The following is a 23022-nucleotide window of genomic DNA, read 5'->3' as shown; positions in this document are numbered from 1 at the left end:
ACTACAAAAACAAGCTTTTAAATTCATTTTTCAATTCTTATTGCACCAACTTCAACCTCCAATACAACCAAAATATCAAGAATATTCCAAATGAAATAAGTCTAAAAATACAGTATGCATAATTTTAAGAGATTTATCATAATATTATTCAAAATTTCATAAAAATAACTCCAATACTAGTATCCTAACAAAAAAACAGTAGTTTTGTACCATTATTATGAAAAACAACAGCACACATATCCACTCTACTACAACTTCTTCTGAAGTTGCTTTTGCTGTTACCACTACAACCACCACTACCCTTTAGGGGGTATACATTTTCACATATCATCCGATTTAACCTATCTATTTGTTTAGCAAATAGAACACGACTAGGCATCAAACATTAGCATTCCAAAAAATAATTTTAATATAAAATGAGAGTAGTAAAATTTGGCGGCACCTCAGTAGCCAATGCCGATAATATCAAATTAGTTTTAAATATAGTAACCCAAAAAGCTGAAAAAGAACCTATCGTAGTAGTAGTTTCGGCGCTTAGTAAAGTAACCGACTTACTACAACTAGCTGCCACAAAAGCCGCACAAAACGATGAAAGTTTCAAGGAAATAGTTCAAGAAATTGAAAAAAAACACCTGGACGCCCTTAAACAACTTATCCCCGTAAGTGATCAAAGCGCCTTTTTAAGCCATATCAAACGCATCATCAATCACCTTGAAACATTACTCGATGGATGTTTTTTACTTGGAGAATTATCACCAAGAACCGCGGATACCATTTTAAGCTTCGGAGAATTATTATCCTCATTTATTATTTCTGAGGCTTTTAAACAACGTATGGGTAGTGCTGCTTACAAAGACAGTCGCGAGTTAATCAAAACCAATGCTAATTTTAGTAAAGCAAATGTAAATTTCGAGCAAAGCAACACTCTAATCCAAGAGTTTTTCTCTAATCAACCGGCCAGAGTTACTGTTTTACCAGGATTTATCGGTTCAACTCCTGATGGCATTACAACAACCTTAGGTCGTGGAGGTTCAGACTATACTGCCGCTATCTATGCAGCTGCACTTGATGTGGAAGAACTTGAAATTTGGACTGATGTAAATGGTATGTACACTGCCAATCCTAAAATCGTAAAACAAGCAAAACCAATTGCCAAAATCTCGTATCAGGAAGCCATGGAATTATCTCATTTTGGCGCTAAGGTTTTGTATCCCCCAACAATTCAACCGGTATTACAAAAAAATATTCCAATTTTAATCAAAAATACCTTTGAACCAGAAGCTGAAGGTACTTTTATAGCTAATACTATCACTTCTAATGGTTCACCAGTTAGAGGCATCAGTCATATCGAAGGTATCAGCTTGATTACTCTAGAAGGCTCAGGCATGATTGGGGTGGCTGGCTCATCCAAACGCTTATTCGAAGTACTTTCGAATGAAAAAATCAATGTGATTTTTATTACGCAAGCCTCTTCGGAACACTCCATTTGTATCGGTATTTTAAATAGTGATGCCGACATTGCTGAAATAGCTATCAACAAAGCATTCGAAATTGAAATCGCTCAAAACAAGATTGATCCTTGTATTGTTGAAAAAAACCTTAGCATTATTGCTTTGGTAGGCGAAAACATGAAAAACCACCAAGGACTTAGCGGAAGAATGTTCAGCACCCTAGGAAAAAACAACGTTAATATTCGCGCCATAGCCCAAGGAGCTTCAGAACGCAACATCTCTGTAGTGATCAACGAAAGAGACATCAAAAAAGCACTCAACACACTTCACGAAAACTTTTTCGAAGAAAACACCAAGCAACTCAATTTATTCGTCATGGGTGTGGGTAATGTGGGCCAAAAATTCATGGAACAAATTCACCAACAAAAGAAATTTTTAAAAGAGAATTTAAAAATCAATTTACGCGTTATTGGAATCGCCAATTCCAAAAAAATGTATTTTGACGAAGAAGGTATAGCGCTTAAAGATTGGCCATCGTTATTAAACAATGGAATCACTGCCAATGCCCAGGAATTTATCGATACTATAAAAGAGCTCAATTTACGCAATAGCATCTTTGTTGACATTACAGCGAGCGAAAAGGTAGCAAATTTATACGAAACGTTTTTACAACAAAACATCGCCGTAGTGACCTGCAACAAAATCGCCTGTTCTTCTGCCTACGAAAATTACCAAAACTTAAAATATTGGTCACGCAAATACAATGCCCCATTTTTATTCGAAACCAATGTTGGAGCTGGTTTACCTATTATTGATACAGTAAAAAACCTGATTGCCTCAGGGGATAAAATTCATAAAATCCAAGCCGTATTATCAGGAAGTTTGAACTTTATTTTTAATAATTTTAGCTCAACTAATTCTTTTCATGATGTGGTAAAAGAAGCTGGAATACAAGGATTTACAGAACCAGATCCAAAAATTGACTTGAGCGGTATTGATGTGGCCAGAAAAATTCTAATACTGATTCGCGAAAGCGGTTATAAAATGGAAATCGAAGACATCGCCAATCAATCGTTCTTACCCAAAGAGTGCATGGAAACTAGCGATAATGAAGCGTTTTTTAAATCGTTAATCACCCATGCCTCGCATTTTGAAAACTTATTACAAGAGGCCCAAAAGAAAGATAGTCGATTAAAATTTGTGGCACAATTCGAAAATGGTCAAGCCAGCGTAGGCTTACAGTTCATTCCCAAAGACCATCCTTTTTACAACTTAGAAGGTAAAGACAATATTGTGCTCTTTTACACTGATCGCTATGTGGACCAACCATTATTGATCAAAGGTGCAGGTGCAGGTGCTGCTGTGACCGCATCCGGAATTTTTGCCGATGTTATTCGAATTGGAAACGTATAAAAAAGTACCTGAGACCATAAAATACTAAGTCTCTTCTACAATTAAACATAGAGACTTAGCCACTCAGAAACTATGAAACTAAAAAAAATGAAAGAAATAAAACTATTTTGCCCCGCAACGATTGCCAATCTTTCCTGTGGTTTTGATGTGTTGGGGCTGTGTTTGGCTTCGGCAGGCGATGAAATGGTCATTCGTACTTCCCATCAAAAAGGAGTGCGGATTAGTAAAATTATTGGAGCAGATCTACCATTAGAAACCGAGAAAAATGTAGCTGGAGTAGCGGCCCTGGCTTTGCTTGAGGAATACGAAACGGATCTAGGTTTTGAGATTGAAATTTATAAAAAAATCAAAGCCGGAAGCGGTATCGGAAGTAGCGCCGCAAGTGCAGCAGGTGCTGTTTTTGGCATCAATGAGTTACTGGACCGCCCATTTAGCCGAAAGGAATTGGTAAAATTTGCCATGCAAGGCGAAAAACTAGCTAGCGGAAATGCGCATGCCGACAATGTGGCTCCTGCCCTATTAGGAGGTTTCACACTAGTTCGCAGCACCACTCCATTGGATATTATCAAAATCGATAGTCCATCCGAATTGTACGCCACTGTGGTTCACCCTCAAATTGAGTTAAAAACCTCCGATGCGCGTTCCGTTTTAAAGCAAACCGTTTCCTTGAAAAACGCCATAACACAATGGGGAAATGTAGGCGGTTTGGTAGCAGGCTTATACACCAAAGATTACGACTTAATTGGACGCTCTTTGCAAGATGTGATCATTGAACCGGTAAGAAGCATGCTGATTCCTGGCTTTGACACCATCAAACAAATAGCCTACGAAAATGGTGCCTTAGGTTCAGGAATTTCAGGCTCTGGTCCTTCTATTTTTGCTTTATGCAAAGGGGAAGCAACAGCAGTTAAAATTGCAAAAGCCATGAGTGAAGTGTATGACAACATGCAACTACCCTATGAAATTCATGTATCAAAAGTCAATGACCAAGGAATGAGCATCCTCTAAATCCTTTTATGTGATGCACAACCAAAAACCAATAACAAAACACTATTCTGATCAATGCAATACTATAGTTTAAATCATAATGCACCGGATGTAAGTTTTCAAGAAGCTGTCATCCAAGGCCTAGCCTCAGACAAAGGACTGTATTTCCCAAAATCGATCACTCCTTTGAGTGCTGATTTTTTCGAAAACATCGAAAATTTATCCCATGAAGAAATGGCTTTCGAAGCCATTCAACAATTTGTAGGAGACGAAATTCCAGCAGACACTTTACGCCAAATCATTGCCGAAACCTTAAGTTTTGACTTTCCTGTAGTTGAAGTGGAAGATCACATCTATTCTTTAGAATTGTTTCACGGACCTACCATGGCATTCAAGGATGTAGGGGCTCGTTTCATGTCTAGATGCTTAGGATATTTCAACCGCAACGACGCCTCCAAAAAAAATACGGTTTTGGTAGCTACTTCTGGCGATACAGGTGGTGCCGTTGCTAGCGGATTCTTGGGCGTACAAGGTGTGGATGTGGTCATCCTATACCCTTCTGGAAAAGTGAGCGATATCCAAGAACGACAACTCACAACCCTGGGACATAACATCAGTGCGCTTGAAGTGGAAGGAGTCTTTGACGATTGTCAAGATATGGTCAAAAAAGCATTTTTAGATTCGGATTTACAAGAGGTACACCTCACTTCAGCCAATTCCATTAACATTGCGCGATGGTTACCGCAAATGTTTTACTTTTTCTTCGCTTATAAAGCGCTTAAAAAACACAATCGCCCTTTGGTGTTTTCATGCCCTAGTGGGAATTTTGGGAATATCTGCGCCGGTATCATCGCTAAAAAATTAGGTTTACCTATCGAACACTTTGTAGCCGCAACCAATGCCAACGATACTGTACCGCGTTTCTTAGAAAATGGGGTGTATGCTCCAAAACCTTCCATAGCAACCCTTTCTAATGCAATGGATGTAGGTAACCCAAGTAATTTTATCCGCATTCAGGAATTATATCATAACGATCTAACCGAATTGCAAAAAGATTTTTCTTCTTACACCTTCAGCGATGAAGCTACACTCGAAGCCATGAAAGCCATCCAGCAACAAAAAGGCTACATTGCAGAACCTCATGGGGCGGTTGGATATCTTGGGCTTAAAAAAGAACTAATAAAGCATCCAAAAGCTATAGGCGTCTTTTTAGAAACCGCTCATCCCATAAAGTTCTTAGACATCGTAGAACCTGCTTTGGGCGTTACCTTAGCTATTCCGACTCAAATTGAAAGTGTTTTACATAAAGATAAAGTAAGCACCAAAATCAAAACGTACGAAGAGCTAAAAAACTATTTGCAGTCAAAATAACCGCATTCGCCCTTTCAAAGAAACGACTTCATTCTGATTGAGGTCGTTTTTTTTTTGTGGAATTCTCTAACAATAGCCACCACAATAGAAGTAGTGCAAAAAAAAGTCAATTTTTTTTAGCTTATAAAACCAAGAGGATGAAACAGTTAAAAAATACCTTCAAAATTACTTTCAGTTTTTTCAAAAAAGCTCTTGCAAAACCAAAAAAGGTTCTTATATTTGCACTCGCAATCACGAAATGATATCAACTTACTGGAGAAATGGCAGAGTGGTCGATTGCGGCAGTCTTGAAAACTGTTGACTGTAACAGGTCCGGGGGTTCGAATCCCTCTTTCTCCGCGAAACAACCTTCAAAAGGTAACAAAACCCTTTAAATCGTATGATTTAAAGGGTTTTTTCTTTTATACCCTTTTCATATCACTCCAGTAACCCCTCGATATAATTAACACCTTTTACATACGCCACTCAACATTCGGTAAGGAGTAACCATGCTACTCCTACTCTACTTCTCATATGCTTTCTACACAGCACGTCGCGACCTGTCCTTTTCTTTGCTCTTTACGTCTATCGCGTCCTTGGGTTAAAACACATAAACTCGAAACCCTCAACAACCATTCACTATTTACTTCTCACCACTCACTATTCACCACTCACATCTCCCCCAATAAATTTTAGATAATTTTGTTAATAACAAACACAGTATTTACGGTTTTCCGCATTTGAAAATCGATTGTTTTTTGTAAAATTGTGATTAATAAAAATTTACGATTAAATTCAATATCTCTAATACAACAAATGAAATATAAACATAGCTATAATATAGTTGTTTAATATTCCAGAGATTTACCAGGATCAATTTAACGTAAAAAATACTTGACAATGCATTTACCTATTTCTTCTAATTTACCAATAAACAAATTAGCTTCGGTTTTCGGAAGCACTTCTGCAACCTATAAATTTTATTGGCTATTGGCATTAATAGAATTGGTTGAAGAAGAAAATATTGACATTCCAAAAAGAAAGATTTTCTCAAGAATGATTAGTAATTCTTGGTACACTATCAATTACTTCCATATTTCATTCGGAAAACAAGACAATTTGCAAATAGCTGTAGAGAAAATTTTGAAAACTGAAAAGCTGACCATTGATGAAAAAAAATCAAACTTGGAGTATTGTTTAGAAAATTCAAATAATAAGGAAACCATTTATCAATTGCTACACTTTGACAAAAACGTTCCACATTGGTTTTTAACACCTTGGTTTCCAAAAATCAACAATGAAACTGACGGTCAACAAAAAAAAAGAATTTATTCTGATTCACAAGCTTTTGTAAATGATTGCTTGTATAGTTTACATAAAGATTTCATCCAAATAAATCCTATTTGGATTTCTTACCTTAAATCAAATGCAAAAGTCTTAAAAGACTATTGTTATTGGAATTTAGCATTGTTCCTTCAATCACGAAATCCCAATGTCCCTGACATCCCTAATAAACTTATTAAACCGGCAATAAGAAATGGTTTAACCAAACAAACCAACGACTATTGGAAAATAGTTTTTAGAGAATTAGGAGAAATAAACTGTATTTTTACTGGGGAAAAGTTAATTTTTGAGAAAAAAAATTATGCTTTAGATCATTTCATTCCTCATGCTTTTGTATCGCATGATTTAATTTGGAACTTATTACCTATTGAAAAGAAATTCAATTCCATTAAAAGTGACAAACTTCCAATTTTCGAAAAACATTTCGATAAATTTTATGATCTACAAAAAACTGCTTTTGAAATCAACAAACACTATAATTCTAAAAGTAAATACATGGAAGAATTCTTAACGATTTTTCCTAATATTCATGTTTTTGAAAAAGAAAAATTTTCGAACACAATTCAACCATTGATTACGATAGCCAATAATAACGGATTTTTATTTATGAATGAATAGCCTTAACCCTTACAGTCATTTAACCGCCATAGAGAGAACTACACTTTCCTTTCCCGCCCGTCTCCTACTTAATCAAAATAAAATAGTTGGCAAAGTGCTTGATTTTGGTTGTGGTATTGGCAAAGATGTTGAATTATTACAACAGAAAGGTTTTGACATTATAGGCTATGATACTTTTTATTTCCCAGATTTCCCAACTGAGAAATATGATACAATTTTGTGTTTCTATGTATTGAATGTTTTACTTCCAGAAGAACAAGCTGAAGTTTTAATGACCATTTCCCAGCTTTTAAAACCTAAAGGAAAAGCCTATTTTGCTGTTCGTAGAGATATTCAACACGAAGGATTTAGAATTCATAAAGTTCACAGAAAAGAAACTTTTCAATGTTTAATTAAACTTCCTTTTCAATCCATTTATAAAAATGAAAATTGTGAAATTTATAAATATAAACATTACACTACCTTACACAAAGGCAATACCAACCTTAGCCCGTTTTTAATAGGTGAGGAAACTAGAGAATTAATAGTTGAAACAGCAACAGCATTTTCTTTTTATGATAAATTTCCGGTTTCAAAAGGACATTCGTTGATTGTTCCAAAACGATTAGTTTCTAATTATTTTGATCTAAGTTTGAAAGAGCAAACTGCATGTTGGATAATGGTCAATAAGGTAAAAACAATTCTACAAGAAAAATTTAATCCAGAGGGCTTCAATATTGGTATCAATGTCAATGAAGATGCAGGTCAAACTATATTTCATTGTCATATCCATATTATTCCAAGATATAAAGGCGATGTAGAAAATCCTAAAGGAGGTATTCGAGCAGTTATTCCGAGTAAAAAGGAGTATTAATGCATAGATTTATTTTGACTCAAAACAAAGGCACACATTAAGTATTCCGAACAAATATGTAGTCATTTCCTATTCTTTTTCCACCTAACTTTTCGATAGAAAGTAAAAACTGTTTTTAATGAAAAATCTTGATTTACTTTATTTCAAATATAGAGCCTATATCAAACTTCTAAGAGTTGTATTTTCTTTTCGTTCTTCAACCCTACTACATTGTTTTACACTAGTAAAACCCCGCACTTAAGTGTCAAAACACGAACTTTTTTTACTATATTTAGTTCTAATTACATGAGTAACAGATACAGTATTCATTCAAAAGTAAAACTATGACACTCGCCCAACTCAAAAAGCAGTACCAAAATCTGGCCCAGGCACTCTACCCTTTCCAATTAGAAAAAGAAGAATGGATCGACCTGTTACCCTTACCCCAGGCTGTGCAACGTATACTCTACAAAAATACTTTCATTCCAAAGCCAGACGACACCCCTAAAAGTAAAGATTCTAGTTAAAACGAAGATTTCTCCTACAATGGATAGTAGCAGTGAACCTTTTACTACGTACTAGGAATACCTTATAGTGAATATAGAAAAAACCTTAATCATCCTATTTTCGGCTCCCTTTAGAGCTGGGGTTAACCAAAAACCCTAACCAGACAACACACAACCCACAACCCACAACAACCTTAAACCTTAAACTTTAAACCCACAACCCACATCAACCTTAAACTTTAAACCTTAAACCTTAAACCTTAAACTTTAAACTTCAAACTTTAAACTTCAAACCCAAAACACCCCTAACCGATTAAACAACCTTAAACAACCTTAAACAATCATTAACTACAAACAACAAACCATAAACAATTACACCCCCCATAGTGCCACTTCGAGCGGAGTCGAGAAGCCTTTACAAGCTTAAACAACCTTTACCTAATAAACAATTAAAAACCCACCATGAACAATTGATAATTAACCATTATTTTTATTATATTTGCATGATATATCAGTCATTATAACTAAATTAAGGACTTTATGAATGACAATCAATACACAAACTGGGTTTCAATGAGTGATAAAGCGCTCTCACAAACTATTGGAACATTCGTAAAACACCATCGCTTAACGCAAAATAAAACGCAAGAAGAAATATCTACGGCGGCCAACATTAGCCGTTCTACTTTAAGTTTACTCGAAAAAGGAGAAACCATAACGATACCAACGCTTTTACAAGTGCTTCGAGTATTGGATTTGCTTTACATAATGGACGTTTTCAAAATTCAAGAACAGATAAGCCCGATAGAATTGGCAAAATTGGAACAAAATAAAAGAAAACGCGCCAGAAATAGCGATAACAACAACACTAAACAATCGGATTGGTAATGATCACAACCGCTTTTATAAAAATATGGGACGAAACAGTGGGTGCAGTAGCTTGGAATCCGGAAACCCGAATAGCCAGTTTTGAATACGACGCCAAATTCATAGCTAAAAAGGCAGACTTAGCCCCACTGAAAATGCCTATTACCAACAGCAATAAACGTGTGTTTTCGTTCCCAGAACTAAGGGATGTAAAAACCTTCAAGGGATTGCCAGGTTTGTTGGCCGATGTATTACCCGACGATTACGGAAACCAGTTAATCAATAGCTGGTTAGCACAAAACGGTCGCCCTGAAAACAGTATGAACCCAGTAGAACTTCTATGTTTTATAGGAACACGTGGTATGGGCGCTTTAGAATTTGAACCCTCACAATTCAAAGCTAACAAAAGAGCCTTTGATATTGAAATCGATAGTTTAGTATCCATCAGCCAAAAGATGCTCAACAAGAGAGAAGGTTTTGAAACCAATATAAACGAGGACGAACAACAAGCCATATTGGATATTCTTAAAATTGGAACCTCAGCAGGTGGCGCACGTCCCAAAGCCATAATCGCCTACAACGAAAAAACAGGACAAGTCAAATCGGGACAAACAAAAGCGCCAAAAGGTTTTGAACACTGGCTGATTAAATTAGATACGGTAAGCGATGTCCAGTTTGGCGAAAGTACTGGCTACGGCCGCATTGAAATGGCCTATTACTTAATGGCAAAAGCTGCAGGAATAGAGATGATGGAATGCCGTTTGATGGAGGAAAACGGGAGAGCGCATTTTATGACCAAACGTTTCGACAGACAAGACGGAGATATCAAACACCACATCCAAACCTTGTGTGCTATGCAGCATTATGACTTTAATCAAACTACAAGTTTTAGCTACGAACAATTGTTCCAAACCATGAGATTGTTAAGACTGCCTTATCCACAAGCAGAAGAATTATTCAGAAGAATGGTCTTTAATGTAATAGCACGAAATTGCGACGACCATACCAAGAACTTTGCCTTCCGTCTCAAACAAAACGAAAGTTGGGAATTGACACCCGCTTATGATATTTGCTTTGCCTATCGCCCAGGTAGCGAATGGGTAAGCCAACACAATTTAAGTATCAATGGTAAACGGACCAATATCTCCAAAGAAGATGTATTGGAAGTAGCAAAATCCATGAATATTAAAAAAGCAAAGACAATTATTCAGCATATCAGTGAAACTGTTAAAAATTGGCCCCAATTTGCAGAAACCGTAAAAGTGGACAGTAAAATAATGGAACAAATAGGAAAAACGCACCTTACACTATAATCAATAACAAGCTCAACCGATTAACCAATGAAACAATCTTAAACAACCTTAATCCTTAAACTTTAAAATTCAAACCCACAACCCACAACCGATAACCCAATCCCCATAAAATCCCCTAAGTAAGGACAGGTCGCGACCTGTCCACTTTCTAAATATTTCAATCTTTCAATCTTCAAATATTTAAATCTTTACATCTTTAAACCTTCCACCCTCCCGTCTGCCCTATAAATAATAATTAAAAGCGGAGACGACTCAAAAAAACGCTCCCTAAAAACATCACAAAAATTAACGATAGTATTACTATAAAAAGTACAACAATGTAATAAAAGTTGTATATATTTGGAAAGTACAAAAAGCACAATAAAAGGTCTTTATACTAACCAATTGGGTAGGTACAAAAGAAGTTTGTAGCTTTTTTCAACCTAGCAATCGCATATTTAAAAACGGCACCACACAAAAAGACTAACTGTAAACCAATATAATATGTTCGGAATTAAACACATCAAATTTGACTCAATGACTTACGTTCTGCATTTTACGAACGGAAAAATCAAGAGAGAAGGTCGTGGACTTTCATTTTTCTATTTCGTACCCAATAGCTCCATAGCTGCTATTCCTATGGGAAGTAATGACTTGCCTTTTATCTTTAATGAAACCACAAACGATTATCAAACAGTAAACATACAAGGTCAAATAAGCTACAAAATCAGCTCACCCAAAACCCTTGCCGATGTGTTAGACTTCACAGTAAACGACAATGGGCAATACAAAAAAAATGACATCGAGAAACTGAACCAGAGAATTATAAATGAAGCTCAAACAGCTACTTCGTCATTCATTCATGAAATTAAATTGAAAGATGCAATTCGTTCAGCAAAAGCAATAGAAGAAAGAATTTTAGAAGGATTGAAATCATCTCAAGCTATTGCAATGCTTGGAATTGATATTTTAGGAGCCAATATTCTAGGAATTCAAGCTACACCTGAAATGGCAAGAGCATTAGAAACCGAAACAAGGGAGAAATTACAACAAGATGCTGACCAAGCTATTTATGAACGTAGAAATTTTGCCGTTGAACAAGAAAGAAAAATCAAGGAAACAGAACTCAATACAGAAATAGCGGTAGAAGAAAAACAAAAACAAATCGCTGAAAAAAAAATGGAATCACAAGTTCAAAAAACGGAGAACGACCGTAAACTTCGTGAAATGAAATTAGCGGCTGACATTGCAGTAGAAAATCAAAGAAAACAACTTATTGAACAAAAAACGGCAAACGACAAAAAAGAAGCTGAAACACAAGGTTATGTTATTGAAACTACTTTAAAACCATACAAAGAAATAGATTGGAAAACGTTAACTGCTCTGAACAACAATTCCGACCCAAAATTTAATATCTCACTTGCATTTAGAGAACTTGCTGAAAATGCCAACAAAATCGGCAATCTTAATATTAGCCCTGAATTGTTAGACACCTTGCTTAACGACAAACGAAAATAAAAAATGAGTTTTGAATACGCCATAATTGTTAAAAATAAAACAAGACTTGAATCTTTGATTGAACGCTTCAACACTAAGTCTCAAGCTAAATTTTACATTGAAAATCTTGGTGGTAATTTTGACGATTATGAGTTAGAACACGAAATTTTTCAATCCGCCTTAATTTCACTACAAACGCAACTTTCAAGTGTTATTAAAAATAAAACCGTCGAGAGAATTTATCTTCCTTCTTTCCTATTTTCACAGAAAAACCTAATTGTTGTAATCGGACAAGATGGACTTGTTGCCAATACCGCAAAATATTCTAAATCCTGCCCGATAGTTGCTGTAAATCCAGACAAGGCTAGATATGATGGTGTGCTTTTACCATTTGACACTTCCGACTTTATGAATGGGGTAGAAAATGTTATACGCAATCAATATCCATCTAAAATTATGCGGTTTGCAGAAGCTAAACTAAATGATGGACAAAGATTATTGGCTTTTAACGACCTTTTTATTGGCGCTGCTTCTCATATTTCAGCTCGTTACAAAATTTCATTTAATCAAAACACAGAAGAACATTCCTCTAGTGGCCTTATTGTATCAACACCAGCAGGTGCGACAGGTTGGTTAAGTTCAATTTTCAATATGTCTTACGGCGTGACAAGTATGTTCGAGAAGAATTTAAAACCAAAAAGACCAAAATTAAAAGACAACGAATTGCTTTTTGCCGTTAGAGAACCTTTCCAAAGTATCAGAACGCAGACAGGAATAACTGCAGGAATTATAAAAAATGAAAACCATTTGACTATAGAATCATTAATGCCTACAAATGGAGTAATTTTTAGTGACGGAATTGAAACTGACTATTTGAAGTTTAATAGTGGTTCAATTGCAACCATTGGAATTGCACCAGAAACAGCTAATTTAGTTACCAAATGATATGAAGTGTTTGCGAAAAACAATAAGTACCAAATATATCATATGAGCAAAACACAAACACTATTTTGCCTTTTAATTGCAATCTTATCCTTAAGTTGTTGCAAAAAAGAGGAGGCTTTCGAATTAGAAAATCAAGTTTTCGAGGATGTTTTTCCTCAAATGTTGGATTCTATCTGCATAGATAGACGTTTAATTCTTCCGCCACCATTTATTTTTTCTGAGGACGATTATTCGGATGCAAAAGACTACGGAAAAAACAAATTAGAATATGAAAAGGAAATCAATAGAATTAAAAATGATACTTCAAATATTGTTGTAGCCATTAACGATTCAATTGGACAACTGGATGCCATAGTTATTGCACGCATTGAAAATAAATTCAAACAAAAAGGGATATTACTCGATACACTTGAACTAAAGCCACATAAATTTGATATTTCTGCTTTCCAAAATAAAACAAAATACAAGCTTAAATATGCTTCAACCTTTCCCAAACGAGATGCAATATGGATTAAAAAATACAAATTTGATCTTGCAGGATATCTATTTTTTTCTCGTGTAAGATTTGATTCGAAGAAAGCATTTGGTGCAATTACAGCAGGTTATCTGTGTGGACATTTATGTGGAAGAGGATTTATCATTTATGTAAAGAAAATTAAAAATAAATGGATTATTGATCAAATTGAAGATACTTGGATTTCGTAAAGATACAGCAATTACTTGAACTTGAACTGATACCTGACTACTCGAGTTCTCCTTCCCTAGTAACTTCAGTACAAAAATCAGCGATTTCAGTACCAATTTCCTTTAGTACAAATATTCTATTTATTCAATAAATAATTAAGACAAAAAAAGTTCCAAAAGCGAGCTAAATTAGGATGAATACAGGAGGTTTGTTACTTAGAACAGTTATCCACAAATTAAAAAGATAGCGACAATGAAAAAAATCTCAACAACATTGATATTGCTTCTCATTACTTTATTCAAAGTAAACGGACAAACAACAATAACGGACTTGAACGGTTTCCAAATTGGACAATACCGAGAAACAGCGACAAACGAATTTGGAAAACCTTTTCAACAAAACAAATTCGATGATGGCTTTGAATATGAAGTATTCAACCTAAAACCTGATACAAGTTTGTATATGGTTTTTGAATATGCCGCAGGGCATACAGATCTAATATGGTCAATTCAAGTTTCAGGAAGTAACACAACAGCAGATATCGGCTTTAAAGGGCTAAAACTTGGAGTTGATAAAAAAGAAGTTGAACGTATTTTAGGTCAGCCTGATAATAAGGAGGATATCGGTGATTATGGAGAAAAATGGGAGTACGACAAGACAAATTACTCCGTGGAAATTTCAAAAAGCGGAAAATTATCAAGTGTAAAAATCATTGACAATTATTCAAGCAACACCCCCAACATTCAAAAACTTCCAAAGTTTGACCATGTTGTAAAGTTATTAAGTTCTAAAAACAACGCCAACATTGCTAGTATTTTAGCACCAGGAATAGAAATCTATTACGATGACCAAACCATGTTTTTCGCCAAGTCGTTGAAGACCGAAATTGAAACGGATTATTCCAAAATCTTTCAGACAATTCGTGAAATAAGTAGAGGTTTAGACAAAATCAAAACGCCTGACCAAAACGTATACGAAGAAAACATGAGAATGACGTTAGGACAAAATCCAAAACACGTTATCAAAATCAAGACAGGAAACGCAATAAAAGAAATCGTGTTCGATTACATCAACGGACAATTTTTAATTTGGGAAATAAACGCACAATGAAAATAACTGAGCAAAACAGCACCTGCCCAAAAGTGGCAATTCCGTACTCCGAAGCCCCATTTGTGCAAAAATTTACATTCGTTCTTCGATTAATGTTCAGTTCTAAAAGTCCTGCCCATCATTAATCTACAAACCATTTTAAGCCATTCTAGGAAGACAACAAAATGATAAAACCAACACAAAATAAAGGAAAAGAAAAAAGAAATAAAATGACACTTTCTAAGTTAACGTTCCACAAACTCGACTGGTTAGAATATATTACAATGGGACTCGGCCTTTGGTTTTTGTGCTATCCAAAACCCTACGACATTCTTTTTACTGCATTATTAGGTATGCCTATCCTAGGACTATTCCTCAATAGCATTACAGGCAGACCAAGTATTGCAAGTCTTGTCGAAATCTCAAAAGATGACGATGGAAATGACAAATATGATGTAGCAGACTTTATTGACTTTGCGGCTTGGATAATTTTACTTAGAGTGCTACTTGACTTTGAATTTGAAAGCTTTTACATTTTGATTATCCCCGGTACAATTGCATTTGCAATTATGTTGGTTATTCTTTTTACTACACACAAGACAATTGACAATACTACGAAAAGCAAAACCTGGATTTACCTATCCCTTATCTTCAATGTGTTCCTATATAGCTACGCTGGTACATATGGGGCAAATTGTGTTTATGACAATTCTGAACCACAAGTTTTTGAAACCAAAGTGGTCGATAAAAGAATAAGCAATGGAAGCAAAGGAGGTAGAACGTATTACGTTAAAGTTAATCCTTGGGGACATCATTATGACAAAGAGGAAATAATGGTGGCAAGAAGTCAATATGACGAAATTCAAATAGGACAAACAATACATATTGACCTAAAAAAAGGATTTTTTAATATACCCTGGTATTATATAGAATGATTGCAGAAAAAGAAAATCGGCGCATAACAACCCCACACTTAATTGGATGTATCGGGTACCAATACATGAAAAGTGTCAAATCAAAGTATTGTGAAGGTATTAAAATACACCGATAAAAACCCCATCTATGCCTAGCGTGAAGACGCTACTTACCATTAAAACAAATCAACAACCAAAAACAACTAGACATTGGAAACTTACATTACAAAACTAAAGCACATCCTCCCAACTTTTATCATTATTGCATGCTCAACAATTATTGGGCTACTTATTTTTCGTTGGCTCTTTGCTATTCAATTTGACATAATCAACATAAAAGAAGAAGTTTGGTGTTTGTGGTTACCTATGGGACTTCCTTGGATACCTATCCTAATTTGGTTAAGACCAAGATTTAGAATTCTTACGTTCAAAAAAGATAATGACAATGGTCGTTTTTTCTTTCAATTTTTATCGGCAGCAACAATAATAGCTTCTCTTTTAGTTTCACAAAATTATTTAACCACTGCCTCCGGAAAACTAAAAGTACTATCCTCCATCTACGACATAAATAAAACCGAAAAGGCTCGTTATTACAAGCTGAAAAATTTTGCAGTGGCGCCAAATTATAGTGGCGCCTTCACAAATTTTGAGACTAGTGGCAAACACAATCAATATTTAAACTTCGATGTTTATTTTGTTTTACCAATACTCAAAGACACTTCTGAAATGATTATTGACGTCCCGAAATATTGGTATGGTGTAAGATTTTATGAGCAAATCAGTAATAAAATCAGCCCAGAAGAAAAAGAAAAAAAGTATGAGGCCTTTTATAAAGAATGTATTGACAAGTTGAACAACTATGATTTCTATGCTTTAGACCACTTTGAACGACAACCAACTTCAGACGATAGAGAAAACTTTTTGAAAGCAATTGAAGTGAGAACTGAACAAACAGCGGATGAAAATTTCATTGTTTTAAAACCCATAAAACAAAGATTTGAAGATAGAAATGGGAATAAGTTTGCTTGGATTTTTGGATCCTTTGGAATTGGACTGGCTGTTCTTTTATTTTCTTTAATATGGCCAGGTTACAGCGAAACAGAAAAGAAAAGATTTTTAACAGGTAAAAAACCAAAGCAAGACGATTTAGTTGAAATGCTAAACTACCTTATACCAAAAGGCGACCATTTTGCAACTTCAATAATTATAGACTTGAATATTCTTGTCTTTTTATTTATGGTTTTCTCTGGTATCCACATACTTTCTCCAAATGGAATGGAACTCCTAGATTGGGGGGCAAACAGACGACTTGAAACAACTACTGGAGAATGGTGGAGACTAGTAACAAGTATGTTTTTACACGGTGGTATTATGCACTTGATTTTAAACATTTCAGGACTTGTAATTGCAGCCATTTTTGTAGAACCAATACTCGGTCGAAAAAAGTATTTTATCTTGTACATCCTTTCGGGTCTTTGCGGTAGCCTTGCAAGTATTTGGTGGTATCCTAACACAATTAGTGTTGGTGCATCTGGGGCAATTTTTGGCCTTTATGGTGCAATACTAGGACTGCTTTTAACAAACGCATTTCCAGAAAGTGGCAAAAAAGGAATACTTATGATGATTGGAATTTATGTTGTTATAAATTTACTTTGGGGCTTAACGGGTGGCATTGACAATGCAGCGCATCTAGGTGGACTTTTAAGCGGAGCCATAATCGGAATAGTAGTATACAAATCGAAAAGTGACCAACCAAACAAGGTATAAACCACACTACAATCAAGCGGTACAATGGGGTTAACTTAAAAATAATTTGCAATTGAGGCATTTGTACTACCTAAAAGAATACCTTTCGTTAACCCTAGCTTGATGTAGCGCCAAGTGGTGGCAGATAGCATACTAACAAAAAAAGTAAAAAAGTAAAATGAGAAAAATAATTATTCTGTTTATCATTAAGCCATTTAATGTTTTTGGGCAAACTGAAAAAAAGTTTTAATACTATGGAAAATGCAAATCAAAATCCTGACATAGTGTATGATTTGAATGTTTCTGGACAGAATTTAATCGAAATCCCTTCAGATGTATTAAAATTAAAAAACTTGAAAACACTGGATTTATCTTCGAATAACAATGTTCCATAATTATTAGAAAACAATGATTCAAAAGAATTACCAAGAACTATTTCAAAACTAACAAACCTATATTCACTTTAAAAGCAACCCATCTGAGTTTAGAAAAGAATAAAACAACTTCTTTAAATAATACTACCACAAATTTGAATTTCACTTCTAAAATTAACTTGCGCTTAAATAAAAAAAAGTAATGATGAGATGATTTAAACTAGAAAGAAACTTCCAAAGGCAGAACTGATATTTACAGCAACTGATGAAAAAAAAGGTGTGATTGAATATAAAGAAAAAACCAACCAAATAACAATAACCATTTAAGAAAACAACTCCGCTAGGAAGTAGCGGAGTTACCCTTCAATTGTACTCTATCGGCAGTATAAATACAAGACAAAGTCTCACAACAGCATACGTCAAAAGCTACCCCCGAAATCCAAAAATTAAATAATACTATTCTCAAATTTGACTAATAAATGCACTTTTATCTATATTTGACTTTTATACATCCTCAATAATCAATTGAAACAATTCAATATAAATCGCTGATATGTAATAATATTCACAACCTAATTTTAAAGATATGACACAACTCTTTAGTGAAGCTTTCGACACCTTTATTTTAAATCAAAAAGTAATTTCTTGGGGATTCCAACATGAAACTAAAGTCCTTTTACCAAATGGGTATTATGCATATCCTTGTGGATATTTTACCGAATATGAAAATGGATATAAAATGATTGTAAGTGGAGCCACACTGAACAAAACAAATATTCAGGAAGCTTTGATAGTAGATCCCGCAGGAGTTCCTATTGCCCGAGATACTGAAGATGTAAAACCGTTAGAATTTTAAAAAAACCTCTCTTATCACATTTGTTTTTATTAAAAAAGAAATACACTTTAGGAGCCTCCAATCGGAATGGATGGTATCGTAAATCCCTCTATAAAATTGCCTGATAAAACGTTTTGAATAGATGACTCACGATGATTTGTGGGGTTGTCAACGCATTTTTACCCGTAACGACCCTACTTATCGAGGAATGCTAATGCATAACAAGCCAATATGAACATCACCATATTTTTGGAATAAAAATAGAATTCCCCATTCACAAAATCCCTCACCCCCTCGCCGCTTATCATAAAAACTACACCCCACAGCAAGCTAAACCAATTAAACAACCTTAAACTTTAAACCCAACCCCCATAAAATCCCCTAAGTACGGACAGGTCGCGACCTGTCCACTTTCTTAAACTATATCCTCTACCCACAACCGATAACCCACAAAAACCTTAAACTTTAAACTTCTCACCTGCCTTATAATTAAACAAAAATGATACTCAAAAAAAAATGCTTTGAGCTACGTAAAAAAAATACTTAAAAAAAAAGATTTTAATTAAGTATTTATACTTATATTTGTTACGTAATACTTAATTAAAGAGTTATGATTAAAGTAATTGTTGTTGGCAATGGAATGGTAGGATACAAATTTTGTGAAAAATTCGTATCCAAGCCAGGTCACGAAAAGTATGAAATTATTGTATTTGGCGAAGAGCCGAGAAGAGCTTATGATCGGGTGCATTTAAGCGAATATTTCAGTGGCAAGAGTGCCGATGATTTAGCCTTATCCACAAGCGAATGGTACAAAGAACACAACATTGTACTCCATACTTCCGAATTGGTCACGGCACTCGATACGACCCATCGCACTATTACTACGCATACTGGAAATAATTATACGTACGATTACTTAGTACTAGCAACGGGTTCCGCGGCATTTGTCCCACCCATAAAAGGGGTAGAAAAAGAAGGCGTTTTCGTATACAGAACGATCGAAGATTTAGAGGCCATAATGGCCTATGCCAAAAAGATAAAAACCAAAGGAGCCACTGAAGCGGCAGTGCTTGGTGGCGGTTTGTTAGGACTAGAAGCGGCGAAAGCCGTTAGAGATCTTGGATTGAATGCCCATGTGGTAGAATTTGCCCCACGCCTTATGCCAAGACAATTGGATCAGGGCGCTAGTAATATGCTGCAAGCTAAAATCGAAGCGCTCAACATAGGTATCCATCTCAATAAAGCAACACAATATATTGATGGAGAAGAGTGTATCAAAGGGATGATGTTTGCCAACGATGAACTACTTAAAGTAGACATGCTAGTCATATCTGCTGGAATCAAACCACGTGACGAACTCGCAAGAGTCGCTGGATTAGTTGTTGGTGATCGTGGAGGAATAGTAGTCAATAATCAAATGCAAACATCGGATCCTTTTGTTTATGCTATTGGAGAAGTAGCGTTGTACCACAACATGATTTATGGCTTGGTCGCGCCAGGTTACGAAATGGCCGATGTAGCGGCAGAACAAATACTCAAAGGTTCAAAAACGATGCGAGACACCATCGATATGTCAACACAATTAAAGTTAATTGGTGTTGAAGTGGCGAGTTTTGGTGATCCTTTCATAGAAAATGAAGAGGTAACAGCTATCGTTTACGAAAATAAATTCAACGGCATTTACAAAAGAATCAATGTCACCAAAGACGGCAAGACCTTACTTGGCGGTATTCTTGTTGGCGATTCCTCCGACTATAATGCGCTGTTTCAGATATACAACAATGCTTTGGCTTTGCCTGCCAATCCAGAGGATTTGATACTGGGAGCACGAGGAGGCGAAAGCAACACTATGGGTAGCGCAATGGATTTGCCGGATACAGCCGTAATCTGTTCATGCGAAAACGTAACCAAAGGCGCCATTTGCTGTTCCATCACCGAAGGAAGTTGCGAAACACTTTCGGATGTAGTCAAACTTACCAAAGCGACTTCGGGTTGTGGGGGCTGTAAACCAATGGTGGTGGACTTGGTAAAAGCAGCTCAAAAATCAATTGGAAAAGAAGTAAAAGAAAACCTATGTGAGCATTTTCATTACACTCGACAAGAACTATTTGATCTGGTAAAAATCAACAAATATATCAACTTCTACGAAGTAATCGACCACCATGGCAACGGAGATGGCTGTGAAGTTTGTAAACCGGTAGTCGCCTCCATTTTTTCTAGTATCTATAATGATACTGCCAATAAACACGTTACGACCCAAGACACCAATGATCGCTTTTTGGCTAATATTCAACGTAACGGCACTTACTCTGTTGTACCTCGTGTAGCAGGAGGTGAAATCACACCAGAAAAACTAATCGTCATTGGTGAAGTAGCCAAACAATTTAATTTGTACACCAAAATTACCGGTGCTCAACGTGTTGATTTGTTTGGCGCTCACGTGGGTGATCTCCCCGAAATATGGAGAATTTTAATCGAAAACGGCTTCGAAAGTGGTCACGCTTACGGCAAATCCCTGAGAGCCGTAAAAAGTTGTGTGGGCAATGCTTGGTGTCGCTATGGTATGGACGACAGCGCTGGCTTTGCCATCGAACTCGAAAACCGATACAAAGGCATTCGCGCCCCACACAAACTCAAAGGAGGCGTTTCGGCGTGCATTAGAGAATGTGCTGAAGCTAGAGGCAAAGACTTTGGCGTAATCGCAGTAGAAGGAGGTTGGAATCTTTACATCTGCGGCAATGGCGGGGCAAATCCAAAACACGCTGTACTTTTAGCCGAACAAATAGATAAAGCAACCGTCATAAAATACTTAGACCGTTTCTTGATGTACTATATCCGCACCGCTGGCCCACTAGTACGAACCGCTACCTGGTTAGATAAGTTGGATGGAGGTTTGGATTACCTAAAAGAAATCATCATTCACGATCGCATTGGTATCTGTGAAACCTTAGAAAATGAAATGGAAAAACTAGTAGGTACTTTTGAATGCGAGTGGAAACAAGTGCTCGAAAAACCAAGACTTTTGAAACGATTCAGCCATTTTGTGAATTCTGATGAAAAAGATGAAAACATAGAATTTGTCCCCCTTAGAGATCAAAAAATGCCAAGACCTTGGTAAGTAATGATAAAAAAATAACGTTTCCCTTGGCGCTCTCTCTTTCCTATTTCCTCTTTTTTTTTTAGGAAAGAGTTAAGCGTTACACTAAAAAAAACCTTATGGAAGAATTAATAAAACAGTACGAAACCGTAGGCACAGAACATGTAAAAGTATGGTTCAAAGCAGGCCATATCAAGGACTTCCCTAGTAACAGAGGCGGTTGCATTAAATATAAAAACAAGCAAATTGCCGTGTTCAATTTCGAAAGAAGAAATGCCTGGTACGCTTGTCAGAATGCATGTCCCCACAAAATGGAAATGGTCTTATCAAGAGGAATGACGGGTTCTGCAGAAGGCACTCCGAAAATAGCCTGCCCAATGCACAAAAAAACCTTTTCACTCATAGACGGAAGCAACTTAAACGGAGAAGATTACAAAATTGCAACTTACCCCGTAAAGATTGAAGGAGACGAGGTCTTCGTTGGCTTTCTGGATTAATTATGTATATTTGAGCGAAAATGCCGTACTTTTTTTTCGACTAGCTTAAAAATAGTATCCATTTACAAATACACACTTAATTTCCTTAATAATGAATCGCCTTCGTTTTCAAAATGCCTTGCAACGTATCGATGCTGCCAATGCAAAAGATCCCAATACTGAAAGGGTAGCTGACACGTTAATTGCCAAAGAATTATTGTATTCTAACCGAATGTTAGCCCGACTATTAGACTTTGCGCCTAATGCCTCAGAGGAGTTGCAAATTGCGGCTAAAGCCCAACACATTTGTCGCTGGGAAATCGCCAGAAATTCCTATCCTATGGACCGGGTGGGCTACTTAAAATGGAGAGAAGCACTAAAAAAATTTCACGCCTCTAAAATCACTTTAATTCTGCAAGAAGTGGGGTATGAAAATACATTTATCGAACGGGTTTGCTTTCTGATTGAAAAAAAATTATTAAAAAAAGATGCAGAGACCCAATTACTAGAAGATGTCATTTGCTTGGTTTTTTTAGAATATTATTTAGAGGACTTTGTTCAAAAACACGATACAGAAAAACTCAAAAACATCATTGTAAAAACTTGGAATAAAATGTCTGAAAAAGGACAGCAAACCGCTCTTACCTTGTCTTTTTCTCCATCATCTTTAGCGCTCATCAAAGACGCATTAGGTTTATAACTAA

At 35.9% G+C, this 23022-nt stretch carries 18 protein-coding genes and 1 tRNA gene; all 19 read left to right on the top strand.

Translation table 11 applies throughout. From position 1 onward, the window contains the following. Nucleotides 1-416: 416 nt before the first annotated feature. The 19 genes from thrA to ACZIX2_RS08640 all read left to right on the top strand — a co-directional run bounded on the left by thrA (nt 417) and on the right by ACZIX2_RS08640 (nt 23018). On the top strand, nt 417-2864 hold the full coding sequence (gene thrA, locus ACZIX2_RS08730) for a bifunctional aspartate kinase/homoserine dehydrogenase I (protein ID WP_463339714.1): 2448 nt from the start codon (nt 417-419) through the stop codon (nt 2862-2864). Between the two features lie 87 nt (nt 2865-2951). Next, entirely contained in the window at nt 2952-3872 is a 921-nt protein-coding gene (locus ACZIX2_RS08725) for a homoserine kinase (protein ID WP_463339713.1), read from the top strand. Nucleotides 3873-3926: 54 nt separating this feature from the next. Continuing rightward, entirely contained in the window at nt 3927-5222 is a 1296-nt protein-coding gene (thrC, locus tag ACZIX2_RS08720; protein ID WP_463339712.1) for a threonine synthase, read from the top strand. A gap of 254 nt (nt 5223-5476) precedes the next feature. Further along, nucleotides 5477-5561, top strand: a tRNA-Ser gene (locus ACZIX2_RS08715). A gap of 540 nt (nt 5562-6101) precedes the next feature. Beyond that, entirely contained in the window at nt 6102-7163 is a 1062-nt protein-coding gene (locus ACZIX2_RS08710) for an HNH endonuclease domain-containing protein (RefSeq protein ID WP_463339711.1), read from the top strand. Then, on the top strand, nt 7156-8016 hold the full coding sequence (locus ACZIX2_RS08705; protein WP_463339710.1) for an HIT domain-containing protein: 861 nt from the start codon (nt 7156-7158) through the stop codon (nt 8014-8016). The genes ACZIX2_RS08710 and ACZIX2_RS08705 overlap by 8 nt, the downstream gene beginning before the upstream one ends. Nucleotides 8017-9041: 1025 nt before the next feature. Beyond that, nucleotides 9042-9389 (top strand): helix-turn-helix domain-containing protein, encoded by a 348-nt coding sequence (locus ACZIX2_RS08700; protein ID WP_463339709.1) that lies wholly within the window; start codon nt 9042-9044, stop codon nt 9387-9389. Next, on the top strand, nt 9389-10681 hold the full coding sequence (locus ACZIX2_RS08695) for a type II toxin-antitoxin system HipA family toxin (protein WP_463339708.1): 1293 nt from the start codon (nt 9389-9391) through the stop codon (nt 10679-10681). The genes ACZIX2_RS08700 and ACZIX2_RS08695 overlap by 1 nt, the downstream gene beginning before the upstream one ends. A gap of 516 nt (nt 10682-11197) precedes the next feature. Next, nucleotides 11198-12178: an SPFH domain-containing protein gene (locus ACZIX2_RS08690; protein ID WP_463339707.1), complete on the top strand. Its 981-nt coding sequence runs from the start codon at nt 11198-11200 to the stop codon at nt 12176-12178. A 3-nt stretch (nt 12179-12181) separates the two neighbouring features. Further along, nucleotides 12182-13102, top strand: coding sequence for an NAD(+)/NADH kinase (locus ACZIX2_RS08685; RefSeq protein ID WP_463339706.1), 921 nt, complete (start codon nt 12182-12184; stop codon nt 13100-13102). A 42-nt stretch (nt 13103-13144) separates the two neighbouring features. Further along, nucleotides 13145-13807 carry a hypothetical protein gene (locus ACZIX2_RS08680; RefSeq protein ID WP_463339705.1) on the top strand — a complete coding sequence of 221 codons (663 nt, stop codon included), beginning with the start codon at nt 13145-13147 and terminating at the stop codon, nt 13805-13807. 232 nt (nt 13808-14039) lie between these two features. Further along, a complete protein-coding gene (locus ACZIX2_RS08675; RefSeq protein ID WP_463339704.1) occupies nt 14040-14897 on the top strand; it encodes a hypothetical protein in 858 nt (285 codons plus the stop codon). A gap of 164 nt (nt 14898-15061) precedes the next feature. After that, nucleotides 15062-15811: a hypothetical protein gene (locus ACZIX2_RS08670; RefSeq protein ID WP_463339703.1), complete on the top strand. Its 750-nt coding sequence runs from the start codon at nt 15062-15064 to the stop codon at nt 15809-15811. Nucleotides 15812-16000: 189 nt separating this feature from the next. Further along, on the top strand, nt 16001-17557 hold the full coding sequence (locus tag ACZIX2_RS08665; protein WP_463339702.1) for a rhomboid family intramembrane serine protease: 1557 nt from the start codon (nt 16001-16003) through the stop codon (nt 17555-17557). A gap of 233 nt (nt 17558-17790) precedes the next feature. After that, nucleotides 17791-17931, top strand: a complete 141-nt coding sequence (locus tag ACZIX2_RS08660) for a hypothetical protein (protein WP_463339701.1) — start codon at nt 17791-17793, stop codon at nt 17929-17931. Between the two features lie 565 nt (nt 17932-18496). Beyond that, a complete protein-coding gene (locus tag ACZIX2_RS08655) occupies nt 18497-18766 on the top strand; it encodes a hypothetical protein (protein WP_463339700.1) in 270 nt (89 codons plus the stop codon). A gap of 589 nt (nt 18767-19355) precedes the next feature. Then, a complete protein-coding gene (nirB, locus tag ACZIX2_RS08650; protein ID WP_463339699.1) occupies nt 19356-21863 on the top strand; it encodes a nitrite reductase large subunit NirB in 2508 nt (835 codons plus the stop codon). A gap of 98 nt (nt 21864-21961) precedes the next feature. After that, nucleotides 21962-22339, top strand: coding sequence for a nitrite reductase small subunit NirD (gene nirD / locus ACZIX2_RS08645; protein ID WP_463339698.1), 378 nt, complete (start codon nt 21962-21964; stop codon nt 22337-22339). Nucleotides 22340-22430: 91 nt separating this feature from the next. Further along, nucleotides 22431-23018, top strand: a complete 588-nt coding sequence (locus ACZIX2_RS08640) for a DUF4202 domain-containing protein (protein ID WP_463339697.1) — start codon at nt 22431-22433, stop codon at nt 23016-23018. Nucleotides 23019-23022 lie beyond the last annotated feature (4 nt).

This window comes from Flavobacterium riviphilum, assembly GCF_055231795.1.
This window is presented reverse-complemented; position numbering and strand designations above follow the sequence as displayed.

Bases quoted from the DNA above. Each gene is read 5' to 3' on its own strand.
- thrA (WP_463339714.1), top strand. From the start codon at position 417: ATGAGAGTAGTAAAATTTGGCGGCACCTCAGTAGCCAATGCCGATAAT.
- ACZIX2_RS08725 (WP_463339713.1), top strand. From the start codon at position 2,952: ATGAAAGAAATAAAACTATTTTGCCCCGCAACGATTGCCAATCTTTCC.
- thrC (WP_463339712.1), top strand. From the start codon at position 3,927: ATGCAATACTATAGTTTAAATCATAATGCACCGGATGTAAGTTTTCAA.
- ACZIX2_RS08710 (WP_463339711.1), top strand. From the start codon at position 6,102: ATGCATTTACCTATTTCTTCTAATTTACCAATAAACAAATTAGCTTCG.
- ACZIX2_RS08705 (WP_463339710.1), top strand. From the start codon at position 7,156: ATGAATAGCCTTAACCCTTACAGTCATTTAACCGCCATAGAGAGAACT.
- ACZIX2_RS08700 (WP_463339709.1), top strand. From the start codon at position 9,042: ATGAATGACAATCAATACACAAACTGGGTTTCAATGAGTGATAAAGCG.
- ACZIX2_RS08695 (WP_463339708.1), top strand. From the start codon at position 9,389: ATGATCACAACCGCTTTTATAAAAATATGGGACGAAACAGTGGGTGCA.
- ACZIX2_RS08690 (WP_463339707.1), top strand. From the start codon at position 11,198: ATGACTTACGTTCTGCATTTTACGAACGGAAAAATCAAGAGAGAAGGT.
- ACZIX2_RS08685 (WP_463339706.1), top strand. From the start codon at position 12,182: ATGAGTTTTGAATACGCCATAATTGTTAAAAATAAAACAAGACTTGAA.
- ACZIX2_RS08680 (WP_463339705.1), top strand. From the start codon at position 13,145: ATGAGCAAAACACAAACACTATTTTGCCTTTTAATTGCAATCTTATCC.
- ACZIX2_RS08675 (WP_463339704.1), top strand. From the start codon at position 14,040: ATGAAAAAAATCTCAACAACATTGATATTGCTTCTCATTACTTTATTC.
- ACZIX2_RS08670 (WP_463339703.1), top strand. From the start codon at position 15,062: ATGATAAAACCAACACAAAATAAAGGAAAAGAAAAAAGAAATAAAATG.
- ACZIX2_RS08660 (WP_463339701.1), top strand. From the start codon at position 17,791: ATGGAAAATGCAAATCAAAATCCTGACATAGTGTATGATTTGAATGTT.
- ACZIX2_RS08655 (WP_463339700.1), top strand. From the start codon at position 18,497: ATGACACAACTCTTTAGTGAAGCTTTCGACACCTTTATTTTAAATCAA.
- nirB (WP_463339699.1), top strand. From the start codon at position 19,356: ATGATTAAAGTAATTGTTGTTGGCAATGGAATGGTAGGATACAAATTT.
- nirD (WP_463339698.1), top strand. From the start codon at position 21,962: ATGGAAGAATTAATAAAACAGTACGAAACCGTAGGCACAGAACATGTA.
- ACZIX2_RS08640 (WP_463339697.1), top strand. From the start codon at position 22,431: ATGAATCGCCTTCGTTTTCAAAATGCCTTGCAACGTATCGATGCTGCC.